At 60.1% G+C, this 16,994-nt stretch carries 19 protein-coding genes and 1 other RNA gene; 10 read left to right on the forward strand and 10 right to left on the reverse strand.

Annotated elements, in window-relative coordinates; genetic code table 11:
• Positions 1–45: 45 nt before the first annotated feature.
• Entirely contained in the window at positions 46–645 is a 600-nt protein-coding gene (locus tag ACIQAL_RS12635; RefSeq protein WP_401145726.1) for an energy transducer TonB, read from the forward strand.
• Between the two features lie 45 nt (positions 646–690).
• Here ACIQAL_RS12635 and ACIQAL_RS12640 read toward each other — a convergent pair whose 3' ends face one another.
• Positions 691–1,668 carry an NADPH:quinone oxidoreductase family protein gene (locus ACIQAL_RS12640; protein WP_401145728.1) on the reverse strand — a complete coding sequence of 326 codons (978 nt, stop codon included), beginning with the start codon at positions 1,666–1,668 and terminating at the stop codon, positions 691–693.
• A 135-nt stretch (positions 1,669–1,803) separates the two neighbouring features.
• Here ACIQAL_RS12640 and ACIQAL_RS12645 point away from each other — a divergent pair, with 135 nt between their 5' ends.
• The gene (locus ACIQAL_RS12645; RefSeq protein ID WP_401145730.1) at positions 1,804–2,217 is read left to right on the forward strand and encodes a flagellar basal body-associated protein FliL; all 414 of its coding nucleotides are present in this window, start codon (positions 1,804–1,806) and stop codon (positions 2,215–2,217) included.
• A gap of 123 nt (positions 2,218–2,340) precedes the next feature.
• Here ACIQAL_RS12645 and ACIQAL_RS12650 read toward each other — a convergent pair whose 3' ends face one another.
• From ACIQAL_RS12650 to ACIQAL_RS12670, 5 genes are all read right to left on the reverse strand, one after another.
• Entirely contained in the window at positions 2,341–2,790 is a 450-nt protein-coding gene (locus ACIQAL_RS12650) for an EVE domain-containing protein (RefSeq protein ID WP_401145732.1), read from the reverse strand.
• 481 nt (positions 2,791–3,271) lie between these two features.
• Positions 3,272–3,898, reverse strand: a complete 627-nt coding sequence (locus ACIQAL_RS12655; protein WP_401145734.1) for a 5-formyltetrahydrofolate cyclo-ligase — start codon at positions 3,896–3,898, stop codon at positions 3,272–3,274.
• A 109-nt stretch (positions 3,899–4,007) separates the two neighbouring features.
• Positions 4,008–4,186, reverse strand: a non-coding RNA gene (gene ssrS / locus ACIQAL_RS12660) — 6S RNA.
• A 31-nt stretch (positions 4,187–4,217) separates the two neighbouring features.
• A complete protein-coding gene (locus ACIQAL_RS12665; protein WP_166594140.1) occupies positions 4,218–4,535 on the reverse strand; it encodes a cell division protein ZapA in 318 nt (105 codons plus the stop codon).
• Positions 4,532–4,741: a TIGR02449 family protein gene (locus ACIQAL_RS12670; RefSeq protein ID WP_062379587.1), complete on the reverse strand. Its 210-nt coding sequence runs from the start codon at positions 4,739–4,741 to the stop codon at positions 4,532–4,534. The genes ACIQAL_RS12665 and ACIQAL_RS12670 overlap by 4 nt, the downstream gene beginning before the upstream one ends.
• Before the next feature lie 150 nt (positions 4,742–4,891).
• Between ACIQAL_RS12670 and ACIQAL_RS12675 the strand changes: the two genes are divergently transcribed.
• From ACIQAL_RS12675 to gcvH, 8 genes are all read left to right on the forward strand, one after another.
• A complete protein-coding gene (locus tag ACIQAL_RS12675; RefSeq protein WP_401145736.1) occupies positions 4,892–5,443 on the forward strand; it encodes a YecA family protein in 552 nt (183 codons plus the stop codon).
• 77 nt (positions 5,444–5,520) lie between these two features.
• Complete coding sequence (pepP, locus tag ACIQAL_RS12680; RefSeq protein WP_341960723.1) at positions 5,521–6,855, forward strand: Xaa-Pro aminopeptidase; 1,335 nt, start codon at positions 5,521–5,523, stop codon at positions 6,853–6,855.
• Positions 6,852–8,039 carry a 2-octaprenyl-6-methoxyphenyl hydroxylase gene (gene ubiH, locus ACIQAL_RS12685; protein ID WP_401145739.1) on the forward strand — a complete coding sequence of 396 codons (1,188 nt, stop codon included), beginning with the start codon at positions 6,852–6,854 and terminating at the stop codon, positions 8,037–8,039. Before pepP ends, ubiH begins: the two co-directional genes overlap by 4 nt.
• A gap of 72 nt (positions 8,040–8,111) precedes the next feature.
• A complete protein-coding gene (locus tag ACIQAL_RS12690) occupies positions 8,112–9,332 on the forward strand; it encodes a 2-octaprenyl-3-methyl-6-methoxy-1,4-benzoquinol hydroxylase (RefSeq protein WP_401145741.1) in 1,221 nt (406 codons plus the stop codon).
• Between the two features lie 104 nt (positions 9,333–9,436).
• Positions 9,437–10,438, forward strand: coding sequence for an extracellular solute-binding protein (locus tag ACIQAL_RS12695; RefSeq protein ID WP_401145744.1), 1,002 nt, complete (start codon positions 9,437–9,439; stop codon positions 10,436–10,438).
• Between the two features lie 183 nt (positions 10,439–10,621).
• Positions 10,622–12,238, forward strand: coding sequence for an ABC transporter permease (locus tag ACIQAL_RS12700; protein WP_401145745.1), 1,617 nt, complete (start codon positions 10,622–10,624; stop codon positions 12,236–12,238).
• 155 nt (positions 12,239–12,393) lie between these two features.
• A complete protein-coding gene (gcvT, locus tag ACIQAL_RS12705) occupies positions 12,394–13,476 on the forward strand; it encodes a glycine cleavage system aminomethyltransferase GcvT (RefSeq protein ID WP_401145746.1) in 1,083 nt (360 codons plus the stop codon).
• Positions 13,477–13,547: 71 nt separating this feature from the next.
• The gene (gene gcvH / locus ACIQAL_RS12710; RefSeq protein WP_401145749.1) at positions 13,548–13,934 is read left to right on the forward strand and encodes a glycine cleavage system protein GcvH; all 387 of its coding nucleotides are present in this window, start codon (positions 13,548–13,550) and stop codon (positions 13,932–13,934) included.
• 112 nt (positions 13,935–14,046) lie between these two features.
• Here the strand turns inward: gcvH and ACIQAL_RS12715 are convergent, their stop codons facing one another.
• The 4 genes from ACIQAL_RS12715 to ACIQAL_RS12730 all read right to left on the reverse strand — a co-directional run bounded on the left by ACIQAL_RS12715 (position 14,047) and on the right by ACIQAL_RS12730 (position 16,897).
• The gene (locus ACIQAL_RS12715; RefSeq protein WP_166594149.1) at positions 14,047–14,364 is read right to left on the reverse strand and encodes a DUF2388 domain-containing protein; all 318 of its coding nucleotides are present in this window, start codon (positions 14,362–14,364) and stop codon (positions 14,047–14,049) included.
• A 124-nt stretch (positions 14,365–14,488) separates the two neighbouring features.
• Entirely contained in the window at positions 14,489–14,935 is a 447-nt protein-coding gene (locus ACIQAL_RS12720; protein WP_401145752.1) for an NfeD family protein, read from the reverse strand.
• 3 nt (positions 14,936–14,938) lie between these two features.
• Positions 14,939–15,892, reverse strand: a complete 954-nt coding sequence (locus tag ACIQAL_RS12725) for an SPFH domain-containing protein (RefSeq protein ID WP_166594151.1) — start codon at positions 15,890–15,892, stop codon at positions 14,939–14,941.
• 111 nt (positions 15,893–16,003) lie between these two features.
• The gene (locus ACIQAL_RS12730; protein WP_401145755.1) at positions 16,004–16,897 is read right to left on the reverse strand and encodes a LysR substrate-binding domain-containing protein; all 894 of its coding nucleotides are present in this window, start codon (positions 16,895–16,897) and stop codon (positions 16,004–16,006) included.
• Positions 16,898–16,994 lie beyond the last annotated feature (97 nt).

Raw genomic sequence — 16,994 nt, forward strand, 5'->3', positions numbered from 1 at the left:
GGCCTGAAACAGTTTGCACGATGGCTGCTGTGGTGGTCAGTGCTGATGTCTGCATCCTTGCACGCCGGCCAAAACCCCGAATACGAACGCCAGATCCCACCACCCTATCCCCGAGCCTTGTACGAAGAAGGTCTGTCGGGGTTGGTCATCTTCGAATATCGCGGGCACAACGACGGCTCGGTCACGGATGTGAAAATCATCGACAGCTCCCATCGCCACTTCGCCAAATCCGTTGAACGTACCGTCCCCAAATGGCGGCTCAAACCTTGGCAAGTCACTGCGCAGGCGCCTGAAACGATGAGCTTCCGGCAAGAGTTCTATTTCACCCACACGCGCGAGCGGAACGACCCGCACAGCTGGATGCGTCGATACCTGCGAACCCTGTCGTGCAACGCCTTCAACAAAGCGCTGACAACGTTCAAGGCCGAGTCACCCAGCCAGAACGTGCACGACCTGCACTTCATCACCTACACCTTCAGAGTGTTGGGCAAGGCCGCCACGCGGCACAAGATGACAGACAATCAGCGAGCGGAATTAGGGGATGAGTTTGATCGGGCGATTCCCGGGGTGGTCGAGCAATGCGCAGCGCAGCCTGGGCTGCGTTATAAGCAAGTGTTGCCGGAGAGTGTCCGTGCATTGCTCTGAGTCAGCCTTTATCAAGCCCCGAACTGAGCCGGGGCTTGGGAGCAATCATCTGACCCCAACCACCACCTTCCCAACCGCCTTCCTCTGCCCCAACGAATCAATCGCTTCACCCGCCTGTTCCAGCGGATAAACCTTCGACACGAGTGGCTTCAGTTTCCCCTCTCCGAACCATTTGAAAAGTTGCTGAAAATTCGCCGCATTGTCCTGCGGCTGACGCTGGGCAAACGAGCCCCAGAACACGCCGACCACCGAGGCGCCTTTCAATAGCGCGAGGTTGACGGGCAGTTCGGGGATGCGGCCGCTGGCGAAGCCGACGACGAGGAGGCGGCCGTTCCAGGCGATGGAGCGTACGGCCTGGTCGAAGAGGTCGCCGCCGACGGGGTCGTAGATGACGTCGACGCCGTTGCCGTTGGTGAGGCGTTTGAGTTCGTCCTTGAGGTTGGTTTCGCTGTAGTTGATGAGCTCGTCGGCACCGGCGTTTTTGGCGACTTCGAGTTTTTTGGCGCTGCTGGCGGCGGCGATGACGCGGGCGCCCAGGGCTTTGCCGATTTCAACCGCAGCCAGGCCGACGCCGCCGGACGCCCCGAGGACGAGCAGGGTTTCGCCGGGTTGCAGGTTGGCGCGCTGTTTGAGCGCGTGCATGGAGGTGCCGTAGGTCATGCTGAACGCCGCAGCGGTGGTGAAATCCATGGCCTCGGGAATCGGAAGAACGTTGTACCCGGCGACGGCGATCTGCTCGGCGAAGCTGCCCCAACCGGTGAGGGCCATTACCCGGTCGCCGACTTTCAGGTGGCTGACTTTTTCACCCACGGCGGCTACGACACCCGACGCTTCGCCCCCTGGCGAGAAGGGGAAGGGCGGTTTGAACTGGTACTTGCCCTCGATGATCAGCGTGTCGGGGAAGTTGACCCCGGCGGCGTGCACGTTCAACAGAATCTCGTTTTTCTTGGGTTCTGGGGTCGGAACGTCTTCCAGCACAAGGTTTTCGGCAGGGCCGAAGGCTTTACAGAGCACGGCTTTCATCGGGGACTATTCCTTTTCCAGTGATGGCCGATAAGTGTAGGTAGAGGGGGTGTGGGGTCAATGAGCATGCCCCGGCCTGATAGGCGTGCATAAGCTGGAGTAAGCTATGGCGCGAACCGGACGAGGAGTGGGACTGTGAAAGCGTGGATTCTGATGTTGTTGGCGTTGTCGATGCCCGTCGTGGCAATGGCCGAAGAGGGCGGTGGCGAGAAAGAAGACCCGAACAAGGTCTCTTATGTGGCGTTAACGCCGCCGTTCGTGGGCAACTACGCGCTGGACGGCAGCCCCAAGCTCCACGTGTACAAGGCCGACGTGGCGTTGCGTGTGACCGGCGCCGAAGCGCAGAAGCTGGTCAAGGCGAACGAGCCGTTGATCCGCAATCAGTTGGTGGCGCTGTTCACTCAGCAAACGATTGAGAGCATGAGCAACGTCGACGCTAAAGAGAAGCTGCGTCAGGAGGCGTTGAAGCAGACCCAGCAGGTGTTGAGCCAGGAAACCGGCAAGCCTGTGGTGGATGACCTGCTGTTCAACAACTTCATCGCGCAGTAAATATTGGCCTGAATCTGTAGGAGTGAGGTTGCTCGCGATTGCATAGCGTCAGGTAGCAAACAATCGCTGACAGGGCGTAATCGCTAGCAAGCTCACTCCTGCAAGTAATAGGCGTCCGCGAGTTCAACGCAACGCCAACACCGCCGCCCACTGTTCGGGCGTGACGGACATGACGGAAAGCCGACTGCCCTTTTGAACCAGCGGTAGTTGTTCCAGCGCGGCCTGCTGTTTCAAATACCCCAGGCTCAATACCTTCGGAAACGTCTCCACGAACGCCACATCAATGGCGCTCCATGGATTTTTCTCGTCATTGGCTTTGGCGTCGAAGTAATGGCTGTTCTTGTCCAGCGCCGTGGGATCGGGATACGCCGTCTTGGTGATTTTCCCGATGCCCGCGATCCCCGGTTCAGGGCAGCTGGAGTGGTAAAAGAAAAACTCATCGCCTTCAGCCATGGCCCGAAGAAAGTTGCGCGCCTGGTAATTTCGAACGCCATCCCAGCGGGCTTGGCCGAGAGTTTGCAAGCCAGTGATCGACAGCTCGTCGGGCTCGGATTTCATCAGCCAATAGGCCATGGATTGGGGCTCCTGAAGACGTAATGGACAGGTTGTCCGACGCTTTTATGACAAACCGACGGTCGGTTGACGCCAGCATTTGCGTGTTGCATCACGTTAACGCAGAATGCCGCCATTTTCAGCGCCACACCGTTTCGCGGCCTATAGAAACATGTCGTGAACGACAGCTTTTTGATTTGCCAAAGGGGGGCAATCAATGCAACGCAAGCCGGATTTACTATGGATTTTGGTCATTTTGTTCGGCTTGGGCATTGTCACCACGGGTTACGCACAAAGTTTGTGGTCCGCGAAGCCGGATGCACCGGTTGAAGTTACGCAGCAACAGCCTCAACAGACGCGTCGTTGAGCGCCTGATACCTTCGCCTTATCAACTGGGGGACCGAATTCATTCGGAAGCGGTGTTACAGCCGAGATGATGGGTCGGATGTACCGGTCTATCGCGAATGAATTCGCTCCTACAGAGCATTCCGCGCCTCAGCCATCACGCTATATACCAACGCTTGTCAGACACCGTTCCCTGCAACGGCACATCCCAACTGGCCACCGCCAGTTTTCCAACCTTCTGACACTCATGCGCTAAACCAAGCAACACCGGTTTCTGCCAGGCTTTCCGACGTGCCTGATACGCCAGGCTGCGGTCGTAGAAACCACCGCCCATGCCCAGCCGACCACCCTGATCGTCGAACCCCACCAGCGGCATCAGGATCAGGTCCAGCGCCCAAATTTTGCGCTGCTGGCGGGGGTTGATGTGCGGCTCGGGGATGCGAAACCGGTTGGGCCTGAATTTATCTCCCGGTCGAACCCGCTGAAACACCATCTTGGTCCTAGGCCATGCACTGAGCACAGGCAGATAGGTCGCCTTGCCCCGACGTTGTGCTTCGCGCAGCAGCAGGCGTGGGTCGATTTCACCGTCCATCGGAAGGTACAGCGAAACATGCCGGGCGCGGCGAAAAAGCGGGTTCTGCGCCAGCTGGCGGTACAAACCTTGCGCCGCCTGTCGCTGTTCGGCTCGATTGAGCGAGCGACGCGCCTTGCGCAACAAACGGCGCAATTGAGGGCGGGAAAGGGTCGAGGGATCGTTCAGGGAAGCGGCGCCAGAAGAGGTCATGCAGGCGGGTCCGAGAGAGTAGGAGAGGGACTGTCTGGAATCAGGGCGATTCACGATGGTCCCCGGTTCCACCGCCAGACAGGACGTCTGGCAATGGCTTGAGAATTTGAGACTCCCCGACGAACCGCTGTCGGTGTAGCCCTTGAACCCGAAAGTTCAAGGTGGAGATTGCAGGAGGCTTTAAGGCTTTCCGTCGAGCGGACATGCACACCAACCCCAACGTGCAACCCCCGTGGTTGTGCGTATCGGCTCAGGGACATGACCGACTGGCAAGCACTCCAGGGAGCGGTCGCCAGTATAACGAATGATGCTCGAACAATCAGCCTTGTGCTTTTGGCTCATCCGTGGCAAGGACGAGGTCTACGCGGTCCAGCAGGTCACGCACTTGCTCGCGAGTCGAGCCGCTGGTTTGAGTCTCGGGCAGTTCCTGTTTGTGCAGCAGGTCATGAGTAATGTTCAGCGCGGCCATCACGGCAATGCGGTCGGCACCGATGACTTTGCCGCTGCTGCGGATCTCACGCATCTTGCCGTCCAGATAACGCGCGGCGCTAACCAGATTGGTGCGCTCCTCTTGAGGACAGATGATCGAATATTCTTTGTCGAGGATTTGCACGGTGATGCTGTTGCCATTACTCATGAGTCTTGCTCCAGGGCCTTGAGGCGCGAAATCATGGACTCGACCTTTTGCCGGGCGATTTCGTTCTTTTCAATGAGGTGAGCGCGTTCCTCGCGCCAGGTTTTTTCCTGAGCTAATAGGAGTCCGTTTTGACTTTTTAGTTGCTCGACCCGATTGATCAATAATTCCAGTCGGGCCATCAACGCTTGCAGGTCGTTGTCTTCCATCGTTTTCCACTGATTATTTTCTGATGAGTGGTGCAGGAGCTGGCCTCAGGAACTGCCTTGAATGTCGCCTGGATAGCTTGGGCGCGTCTGCCGGTGCTACGATACAAGGCCTCCATTCTAGACATTGCGCCGCTTGGCGCCTAGTTGCCCATGCCTAATCAGAATTCCCCGTACAACGCATTCGCCACCCTGCTCACCAGCGGTGGTCATCCTGTCTCTCCCGCCGAGTTGCACGGCCTGTTGCTGGGCCGCAGTTGCGCGGGCGCCGGCTTCGACGCCGAAGGCTGGTTCGACGACGCACACGAACTGCTGCAGACCGAGCCTGAGGCCAATGTCCGTCAGGCTTTGATCGGCTTGCAGGAGATGGTCAAGAGCGAGCTGACCGGCGACGACATGGCTGTCGTGCTGCTGTTGCCCGGCGACGATGAATCGCTGACCGCCCGCACCACGGCGATTGGCCAATGGTGCCAAGGCTTCCTCCACGGCTTCGCGCGCGTCGGTGGACAGCCGATGAGCGACGATGCCAAGGACGTCTTGCAGGACCTGGCCGCCATCGCCCAGATTCAGGACTCGCTGGACGAGTCCGAAGACGGCGAAAGCGACTACATGGAAGTCATGGAATACCTGCGCGTCGCGCCGCTGCTCCTGTTCACTGAGTTCAACAAGAAAGCGGAGCCTGAAGCGAAGCCTTCCCTGCACTGATTGCCATCGTTGTCGTTCGGTCATTGGCCTGCGTGCGCTGATGACCGGAGCGCCCACCCGGAGGACCGCACTTGCCCATGATCCATATCCCGAAAGCCGAATACGCCCGTCGCCGCAAAGCCTTGATGGCGCAGATGGAACCCAACAGCATCGCCATTCTCCCGGCAGCCGCTGTGGCCATTCGAAATCGTGATGTCGAACATGTGTACCGCCAGGACAGCGACTTCCAATACCTGAGCGGCTTCCCCGAGCCGGAAGCGGTGATCGTGCTGATCCCCGGTCGGGAATATGGCGAGTACGTGCTGTTCTGCCGTGAGCGCAATGCCGAGCGAGAACTGTGGGATGGCTTGCGTGCCGGACAGGACGGCGCGATCAGCGAGTACGGGGCCGACGACGCATTCCCCATCACGGACATCGACGACATCCTTCCGGGCCTGATTGAAGGGCGCGACCGGGTGTATTCCTCGATGGGCAGCAACCCCGAGTTCGATCGCCATGTCATGGAGTGGATCAACGTGATCCGCTCGAAGGCGCACTTGGGCGCGCAGCCGCCGAAAGAATTCGTTGCGCTGGATCACCTGCTCCACGACATGCGCCTGTATAAATCGGCAGCGGAAGTGAAGGTGATGCGCGAAGCGGCGCAAATTTCTGCTCGCGCCCACGTTCGGGCCATGCAGGCCAGTCGTGCCGGTCTGTACGAGTTCAGCCTCGAAGCCGAGCTGGATTACGAATTTCGCAAGGGCGGGGCAAAGATGCCGGCCTACGGCTCCATCGTCGCGTCGGGCCGCAACGGCTGCATTCTTCACTACCAGGAAAACGACGCGCCATTGAAGGACGGCGATCTGGTGTTGATCGACGCGGGCTGCGAGATCGACTGTTACGCCAGCGACATCACGCGGACGTTTCCAGTCAGCGGGAAGTTTTCAGCAGAGCAGAAAGCGATCTACGAACTGGTGCTCAAATCCCAGGAAGCGGCGTTCGCAGCGATCAAGCCGGGCAATCATTGGAACCAGGCCCATGAGGCCACGGTGCACGTGATCACTGCCGGGCTGGTCGAACTGGGCCTGTTGCAAGGCGAGGTCAGTGAACTGATCGCCAGCGAGGCGTACAAAGCTTTTTATATGCACCGCGCCGGGCACTGGCTGGGCATGGACGTGCATGACGTCGGCGAATACAAGGTCGGCGGCGAATGGCGTGTGTTGGAAGTCGGCATGGCGCTGACCGTTGAGCCCGGCATTTACGTATCGCCGGACAATCAGAACGTCGCGAAAAAATGGCGCGGGATTGGGGTACGAATCGAGGACGATGTCGTGGTGACCAAAAAAGGCTGTGAAATCCTCACCGGTGGCGTGCCCAAGACGGTGGCTGACATCGAGGCCCTGATGGCCGCTGCGCGAACCGAAGCTGCATGAGCCGTTTCAATCTGGCGATTGTGGGTGGCGGGCTGGTCGGCGCGAGTCTGGCGCTGGCGTTGCAGGCGGGTGCCAAGGCGCGGGGCTGGAAGATCGTCATGATCGAACCCTTCGCGCCGGGCGATACCTATCAACCGAGTTACGACGCGCGCTCATCGGCGCTGTCCTTCGGCGCTCGGCAAATTTATGAACGCCTGGGCCTGTGGCAGCAGATCAGCCGCCGCGCCGAGCCGATCCTGCAGATTCAGGTGTCCGACAAAGGCCGTTTTGGCGCCGCGCGACTGTCCTCGATGCAGGAAGGCGTACCCGCGCTGGGCTATGTGGTGGAAAACGCCTGGCTCGGCCAATGCCTCTGGCAGGGTCTTGATAAAGACGTGATCACCTGGCGCGTGCCTGCTGAAGTCAAACAGATGCAGGCGCAGCCCGAAGGCTATCGCCTGACCCTGAACGACGACACCCAGCTGGACTGCGATTTGGCGATTCTTGCCGACGGTGGCCGGTCCAATCTGCGCGAACAGCTCGGCATCGGCGTGCGCGCGACGCCTTATGACCAAAGCGCGTTGATCGCCAACATCACGCCCGGCGAGGCCCATTGCGGACAGGCGTTCGAGCGCTTCACCGAAGAAGGCCCGATGGCGCTGCTTCCGTTGCCGGAAAATCGCTGCGCGCTGGTCTGGACCCGCAAGCCGGACGAAATCAAACGGCTGATGGGATTGGACGACCGCAGTTTCCTCAGCGAATTACAGAGCGTGTTCGGTTACCGACTCGGCGCGCTGAAGCAGGTCGGCGTACGCCACACTTACCCGCTGTCATTGATCGAAGCGGAAGAGCAAGTGCGCTCGCATCTGGTGGTGTTGGGCAACGCCGCGCACAGCCTCCACCCGATTGCCGGCCAGGGCTTCAACCTGTCCCTGCGCGATGCCGCGTCGTTGGCCGAAGCGCTGCTCGCCAGCGATGCGACGCCGGGGGATCTGGCGACCTTGCAGGCCTACCGCGACCGCCAATTTCTGGACCAGAAACTGACCGTGGGCTTTTCCGATCAGGTCACGCGCCTGTTCGGTAGCCAGCAGGCGGCGATCACGGCAGGGCGCAATATCGGCCTGCTCGGTCTCGACCTGCTGCCGTCGGCCAAAAGCTGGTTTGCTCGTCAGGCCATGGGGCTGGGAACGCGGGCCGATGTTTGACCCCTTCTTTTATTCGTGGCTAATGCCGCACTTCATTCCGTGGCGCCAGCCACCAACGAGACGATTCAAAGCATGGAAACGCGCGCAGATCTGCTGATTGTCGGGGCCGGAATGGTCGGTAGCGCACTCGCGCTGGCGCTGCAAAACAGCGGGTTGAACATTCTGGTGGTCGATGGCAGCCCGTTGAGCGTCAAGCCGTTCGACGCGAGCACGCCCTTCGAGCCGCGTGTGAGCGCGTTGTCGGCAGCGAGCCAGCGGATTCTTGAGCGTCTGAACGTCTGGGAAGGCATGGTCTCGCGGCGCGTCAGCCCTTACAGCGACATGCACGTGTGGGACGGCAGCGGCACGGGCAAGGTGCACTTTTCCGCATCCAGCGTGCACGCGCAGGTGCTGGGTCATATCGTCGAAAACCGTGTGGTTCAGGATGCGTTGGTCGAGCGTTTGCACGATTCCGACATTGGCCTGCTGGCCAATGCGCGCCTGGAGCAGATCCGGCATTCCGGGGATGACTGGCTGCTGACCCTGTCCGATGGCCGCACCCTGCGTGCGCCACTGGTGGTCGCTGCCGACGGCGCCAACTCCACGGTTCGACGCATGACCGGCATGGCCACCCGCGAATGGGACTACCTGCATCACGCCATTGTCACCAGCGTGCGCACGGCACAATCCCACCAAAGGACGGCGTGGCAGCGTTTCACCGACGAAGGCCCTCTCGCGTTCTTGCCGCTTGAGCGTGAAGGCGAGCATTGGTGCTCCATCGTCTGGTCGGTCACGCCCGAAGAGTCCGAGCGCTTGATGAGGCTGGAAGATGACGCGTTCTGTCGCGAGCTGGAGAAGGCGTTCGAAGGCTGTTTGGGTCAAGTTATTTCAGCCGATCCGCGTTTGTGTGTCCCGTTGCGTCAGCGTCATGCCAAGCGGTACGTGGCGGGCGGGCTGGCGTTGATTGGCGATGCGGCGCACACCATTCACCCATTGGCAGGCCAGGGCGTAAACCTGGGGTTCCTCGATGCGGCCGTGCTGGCCGAAGTGCTTCACAACGCCGTAGAGCGCGGCGAGCGTCTGGCGGACCAAAAGGTGTTGAGTCGCTTTGAGCGCCGTCGCATGCCTCATAACCTGGCGCTGATGGCCGCGATGGAGGGCTTTGAGCGTCTGTTTCAGGCTGATCCGTTGCCGGTGCGTTGGTTGCGCAATACCGGTTTGAAGATGGTCGATCAGTCATCTGAAGCCAAGGCGATGTTCGTTCGCCAAGCATTGGGGCTGACCGGCGATTTGCCGGAGCTGGCGAAGATCTGATCCCGCCTCTTTTCACGCTGCAACATCTGGTAACTGCTCGATCCGGACTTCGCGGATGCGATTTACTACCATTTGGCCTCATTTTGAAAACGTGAGATTTCAGCATGCAGGCGAGCAAGCGTCTTCTGGCTGTCCTGGCATTGTCCGTGCTCGGCAGCACCGCCCAGGCCGCTGATGAAGTGGTGGTGTATTCCTCCCGAATCGACGAGCTGATCAAACCGGTCTTCGATGCCTACACCGCCAAAACCGGTGTGCAGGTCAAGTTCATCACCGACAAGGAAGCGCCTCTGATGCAGCGCATCAAGGCCGAGGGGCAGAACGCGACGGCGGACCTGCTGCTCACGGTCGATGCCGGCAACCTCTGGCAGGCCGAACAGATGGGCATTCTCCAGCCCTTCACCTCGCCGGTGATCGACGAAAACATTCCCCCGCAATACCGCGCTGCCAGTCACGCCTGGACCGGCTTGAGCCTGCGCGCGCGGACTATCGCGTATTCGACCGACCGGGTTAAGCCAGCGGAGCTGACCACCTACGAGTCGTTGGCTGACAAACAGTGGGAAGGCCGCCTGTGCCTGCGGACCGCGAAGAAGGTTTACAACCAGTCGCTGACCGCCACGCTGATCGAAACCCACGGCGCCGAGGCTTCAGAAAAAGTGCTCAAGGGCTGGGTCAACAACCTTTCCACCGACGTGTTTTCGGATGACATCGCCGTATTGGAAGCGATCAACGCTGGGCAATGCGATGTGGGGATCGTCAACACCTATTACTACGGCCGCCTGCACAAGCAAAACCCGGATCTGGCCGTGCGCCTGTTCTGGCCCAACCAAACGGACCGTGGCGTTCACGTCAATCTGTCGGGCATCGGCCTGACTAAATACGCGCCACACCCCGAGGCTGCGAAAGCGTTGGTGGAGTGGATGACCGGGCCTGACGCGCAAAAGATTTTCTCGGGCATCAACCAGGAATTCCCCGCAAACCCGAAAGTGGCACCGTCGGAAGAAGTGGCGAGCTGGGGCGAGTTCAAGGCCGACACCATTCCTGTGGAAATTGCCGGACGCCGCCAGGCCGAGGCGATCCGCATGATGGATCGTGCGGGTTGGAATTGATTCTGCGCCGCATCGGTATCTGATTGATCATCGACTCCGAGGGCAACACACGTTTCTGTGGGAGCGAAGTCATTCGCGAAATATGCGTCAGGCGATGGAGGTGTATGCGCCTTGGCGCCGCATCGCGAATGAATTCGCTCCCACAGTGATTCTCTACGACTCACAGACTTTCTGAGACCCCCTTTGGCCCATCCCGCCCAGCGCCGCTGGTATCCCCTCGTTTTTGCCATCGCTGCGCTCGTCCTTCTGCCGCTGAGCGTTTTGCTGCTCTCCTGGGAGACCGTGGATCATGAAATCTGGTCGCACCTGTGGGAAACCCAGATGCCGCGCCTGCTTGGCAACACCCTCACGCTGGTGATCTGTGTGGGCGTGGGCGTGACGATTTTGGGCGTTAGTCTGGCGTGGCTTACGGCCCTGTGTGAATTCCCCGGCCGTCGCTGGCTCGACTGGGCCTTGATGCTGCCGTTTGCCATCCCTGCCTATGTATTGGCCTTTGTGTTCGTCGGCCTGCTCGACTTCGCAGGTCCGGTGCAAACGCTGATGCGCGAATGGTTTGGCACCGGCGTCCGCTTCCCTCGCGTACGCTCCACGGGCGGGGTGATCGTCGTGCTGGTCCTGGTCTTCTATCCCTACGTTTATTTGCTGGCGCGCACAGCATTTCTCGCGCAGGGCAAGGGTTTGATGGAGGCGGCGCGGATTCTCGGGCAGTCTCCCTGGCAGGCGTTCTGGCGCGTGGCGCTACCGATGGCACGACCGGCAATCGGCGCGGGCGTCGCGTTAGCCCTGATGGAAACCCTCGCAGATTTCGGTGCGGTTTCCGTTTTCAATTTCGACACCTTCACCACCGCCATTTACAAGACCTGGTATGGGTTCTTCAGCCTGTCGAGTGCAGCTCAGCTTGCGAGTCTTCTGCTGCTGGCGGTGATGCTGCTGTTGTACGGCGAGCATCGTGCGCGGGGCGCCAGTCGCACCAGCAACGAGCGGCCCCGAGTCCAAGCCCTCTATCACTTGCACGGCCTCAAGGCGGTTGCGGCATCCACTTGGTGTGGGCTGGTGTTTGCCTGCGCGTTTGTGGTGCCGCTGTTGCAATTGATCGTGTGGGTCTGGCAGCGCGGGCGTTTTGATCTGGACGAGCGTTACACCGGGCTGATCCTGCACACGCTGTATCTCGGCGGTATCGCGGCGCTGGTGACGGTCAGCGTGGCAATGGTTCTGGTATTCGCTCGCCGACTGGCGCCGACCCGTGCGATTCGTTCGGGTGTCAGCCTGGCCAACATCGGCTATGCGCTGCCGGGTTCCGTGCTGGCGGTGTCGATCATGCTGGCGTTCAGCTATCTGGACCGTGAGCTGGTGGTGCCGCTGTCCAGCTGGCTGGGGGGCGCGGGCAAGCCACTGTTGCTCGGCAGCCTGGCAGCATTGGTGCTGGCATACCTGGTGCGCTTCATTGCCGTGGCGTACGGCCCCCTGGAAAACAGCCTGTTGCGGATTCGCCCGTCGCTCCCCGAGGCGGCCCGCAGCTTAGGTGTCAGTGGGCCACGTTTGTTTTTCAAGATTTATCTGCCGTTGTTGATTCCCGGCACCTTGAGCGCCGCATTGCTGGTGTTCGTCGACGTCCTTAAGGAAATGCCCGCCACGTTGCTGATGCGCCCGTTTGGCTGGGACACGCTGGCGGTGCGCATCTTTGAAATGACCAGCGAAGGCGAGTGGGCGCGAGCGGCTTTACCGGCGCTGACATTGGTCCTTGTCGGTTTACTCCCGGTGATTGGCCTGATCAGACGTTCTGCCAGACCCATCGGCTAGGTGCGGGGGCACGACCTTGCGGCTACAATGCGCCGCAATCGACGCGGTCTGTCAGACAATTCCGCACATTCGCAAAGGCTTCAGACCCCAAATTACGGGGGATTTGCGGTAATTGTGAGAGGCCCCGTCTTCGCCAAGCCCGGAAGGAGACACCCATGGGACAGCGCACACCGCTCTTCGACCTGCATCTCGCCCTCGGCGCGAAGCTGGTCGATTTTGGTGGTTGGGATATGCCGTTGCACTACGGATCACAAGTCGAAGAGCACCATCAGGTGCGCCGCGACTGTGGGATTTTCGACGTGTCGCATATGCACGTCATCGACATCACCGGCAGCCAGGCCAAGGACTGGCTGCAATACCTGCTGGCCAATGACGTCGGCAGGTTGCAGCACACCGGGCGCGCGCTCTACGGCGCGATGCTCGACACCCAGGGTGGGATCGTCGACGACATGATCGTCTACCTCACCGACTCGGGTTATCGATTGGTGGTCAACGCAGCCACCGGCGCCAAGGACCTGGCCTGGATGAACGCCCACCTTTCCGGTTTCGACGTGCACCTGACGCACCGTTCCGAGTTGGCCATGCTGGCCATTCAGGGGCCGCACGCCCGACAGAAAATCGCCGAACTCGTCACACAAGCCCGCACTGAGCTGATCCACACCTTGCGTCCGTTCGAAGGCCAGCAGGAGGGTGACTGGTTCATCGCGCGCACCGGTTACACCGGTGAAGACGGGTTGGAAATCATCCTGCCGAGCGACCAAGCTTGCAGCTTTTTCAATGACATGGTGGGCGCAGGCATTCCGCCAATTGGTCTGGGCGCTCGTGACACGCTGCGTCTCGAAGCGGGGATGAATCTCTACGGTCAGGAAATCGACGAACAGGTCTCACCGTTAATCTCCAATATGGCCTGGACAGTCGCATGGACCCCAGAGGATCGCGATTTCATCGGACGCGCCGCGTTGGAGGCTGAACGAGCGAAAGGGGCTGCCTCAAAGCTTGTAGGCCTTGTCCTTGAGGAGCGTGGTGTTTTGCGCGCACATCAGGTCGTCCGAATAGCGGAAGTTGGCGAAGGAGAGATCACCAGTGGTAGTTTCTCTCCTACGCTAAGCAAGTCGATTGCCTTGGCACGTGTGCCGGTTGCGACAGGTGACCGCGCCGAGGTGGAAATTCGCGGCAAGTGGTACCCGGTTCGCGTGGTTCAGCCGACTTTTGTGCGACACGGCAAGACCCTGGTTTAAACCCGGTTTTCAAGAACAATTCCCTTTAGCGGGCTTTCCGCTGACCTGATGATGTAGAGAGGACAAAGACTATGAGCAACGTTCCCGCCGAGCTGCGTTTTGCCGAAAGCCACGAATGGGCCAAGCAAGAGGGCGACCTGATTGTTGTCGGCATCTCCGATCATGCGCAGGAAGCGCTGGGTGACGTGGTATTCGTCGAGTTGCCGGAAATCGGCAAAGTGTTCGCCGCGGCTGGCGACGCGGCTGGCGTGGTCGAGTCCGTGAAAGCTGCCTCCGACATCTACTCGCCGGTTGCTGGTGAGGTGGTTGAAGTGAATGAGGCACTGGGCGACAAGCCTGAGTCGCTGAACGAAACGCCTTATGACTCGTGGATCTTCAAGGTAAAACCGAGCAATGCCGACGGCGATCTGGCCAAACTGCTGGACGCTGCGGGTTACAAGGCTGCCATCGGCGAATAAGTCGCCGGTGATCAACGAGTAGGAGCGCGATTGCCCGCGATAACAATGTGTCGGTGACCACTTGGTGTCTGACACACCGCTATCGCGGGCAAGCGCGCTCCTACGTTGTGTCTTACTGCTCAGCCACCAGATTCTTAGCCAGAATCGCGTTGGCCAGATCCATGTCCGACGCATTCAGGCTCGGATTGTCCTGACGCACCTGATTCAGCGCCGCTTCCAGATACGGGCCACGAATGGCGCCGTTGCTGGCGACGAAGCTGCCTGCATCGTCCTGCGCTGCGACGATCAGTTTGTGATGCCGGAAGGTCAGGTAGGTCGAACCGGTGGTGGCGCCAGACGACAGAACGTCGCGCAGGAAACCGTCAGCCATTGCTGAACCGACCGGCAGGGAAAGCAAAGCTAACGTGGCTACAGCAAGTTTTAGACGCATGACGGGGGTACTCCGACTTTGGTTGTTCTGAAACGATTTGATACGCCGCGTCCTGATCTAGTTCCACAACCTCCGTTAAAACCTCGTGGCAGTCACTCCTCTAGCGCCTTCTCGATTCGACAAATCACGCTGCTTCGACCTTCAAAATCGCGCCTTCCTGCGCAATCACGCGCACATGATCCCCAGCAGGCGTATCTGGCCCGACCACCATCCACACCCCGTCACCGACCTTGATCTTGCCGCGCCCGCCGACGATCGCGTCATGCACGACGAAGGTCCGGCCAATCAGCTCCGAGCCCCGCATGTTCAGGCCTGGCTGGTCAGATTTGCGCAACACGTTACGCTGTCGCCGCCACCAGTACAGCGCCGTAAGCACCGATAGCACGGCGAACAGCAGAAACTGCACTTCCCAGCTCATGGCCGGGATGATGTACGTGAGGATGCCGACACCCGCCGCTGCCACGCCGATCCAGAGCAGATAACCGCCCGCACCGAAGACTTCCAGAATCAGCAGCACCGTGCCAAGTCCCAGCCAGTCCCAGAACGACAGGTCTTGCAGGTATTCCCACATGGCTCAGACCCGCTTGCCGGTGTCGGGTCTGCTCTTGTCGAGCGGTCCCTTGTCGAACGTCGCTTTGACGATTTCCCCGATTCCGCCAATGGCGCCGATCATTTGGCTCGCCTCCAGAGGCATCAGGATGACCTTGCTGTTGTTCGCCGACGACAGCCTGCCCAGCGCGTCGATGTATTTTTGCGCGACGAAATAATTGATGGCTTGCACGTCTCCGGCGGCAATGGCTTCGGACACCACTTGCGTCGCACGGGCCTCGGCTTCTGCCTGACGTTCCCTGGCTTCGGATTCGAGAAACGCGGCCTGACGCTCACCTTCGGCTTCGAGGATCTGTGCCTGTTTCTTGCCCTCGGCGGTCAGAATGGCCGACGCGCGAAGGCCCTCGGCTTCAAGAATCTGTGCGCGCTTGATCCGCTCGGCTTTCATCTGCCCGGACATGGCCGCCATCAAGTCGGCGGGCGGGCTGATGTCCTTGATCTCGATTCGTGTGATTTTGATGCCCCACGGGGCAGTCGCCTCATCGACGATGCGCAGCAGGCGTTCGTTGATGCCATCGCGCTGGCTGAGCATGGCGTCCAACTCCATTGAGCCGAGCACGGTACGGATGTTGGTCTGCAGCAAGTTGCGAATCGCATGCTGCAGGTTGTTGACCTCGTACGCCGCCTGGGCGCAGTTGACGACCTGATAGAAGCATACCGCGTCAATTTGCACCGTCGCGTTGTCGGACGTGATGACTTCCTGCGGCGGGATGTCGAGCACGGTTTCCATCATATTGATCTTGTGCCCGATGCGATCCACCACCGGCACAATGATGTTCAAACCTGGTTTGAGGGTGTTGGTGTAGCGACCGAAACGCTCGACGGTCCACTGATACCCCTGCGGCACGACCTTGAATCCCATGAACACGATGGCGATGGCCAACGCGACGAACAGTAAAACCACACTACCGATTTGCATAACCTGTCCCTGTCGATTGCTGAGTGAAGAATGCGGCGAAGAGTACGGGGATCGGAATCCGTTCTGCGAATATTTCTTGTAACAGCCCCGCTCATGGCGCCAGCGTATGGATCACGCAAGCGACTCATTGAAGAATAGCTCGCGCATCAGGTTGAAGACCGTGGTCTTCACGGCAGTGTCGAGCGAGGTCCACGCAAGCCCGGTCACGGCACGGTAATCGCCAAGCTGCAAAGGTCGCGACGCGACGTTGGGCGGCAGCGCCCGTCCCGCGTGATAGGGCAGCAGGCCGATGCCCAGCCCTGCGGACACGAGGGCGAGCATCGTCGTGAATTCGCCCAACTCTTCCGCCACCTCAAGCTTGCCGCCCTCATGAGCAATCGCCCGCAACAGGCCGTCGTGAAAACCTGCCGCGTAGCGCCGGGCAAGCATCAGGACAGGCAGATGCGCCAGGGCTTGCACGTCGAGGCTTTCCAACGCCGTCAGCGGGTGATCGGCGGGCAGGGCGACGATGATGGGTTCGTGCAGCACCACTTGCGTCTGCACACCGGCATGGGGCGCTGGCAGGCGCATCAGGCCGAAGTCGAGCTGTCCGCTTTTGAGGGCGTGCACCTGTTCCGGCCCCGGCATGTCCTTGAGTTCAAGCTGAATGCCGGGATAACGCTGGTGCGACTGCCGAATGAGCATCGGCAGCAACTCGGGCAGCACCGAGGACACGAACCCCAGACGAATCCGCCCCGTCTCGCCTCGCCCCAATCCGCGCGCCACATCGGCTGAATGCTGCGCCTGATGCAGCGTTGCCCGGGCTTCGTCGAGGAACAGCCGTCCGGTCTCGGTCAGCGTCACCGAATGCCGATTGCGGTCGAGCAGGCGAACGCCCAGCCACGTCTCCAGCGACTTGATCTGCATGCTCAAGGCGGGCTGAACAATGGCCAGCCGCTGGGCAGCTCGACCAAAATGCAGCTCCTCCGCCAGCGTGACAAAGGCCCGTAGATGCTTGAGTTCCAAGGCAACTCCGTTGGTGATCAAAAAGAATGATCAGCCGATCACCAACGACCATTGGACCCGGTACGAGGGATGCGCTGAAGTATCGACTTTTACGGAT

The sequence above is a fragment of the Pseudomonas sp. NPDC088368 genome (genome assembly GCF_044753445.1).
GTDB lineage: Bacteria > Pseudomonadota > Gammaproteobacteria > Pseudomonadales > Pseudomonadaceae > Aquipseudomonas > Aquipseudomonas bambusae.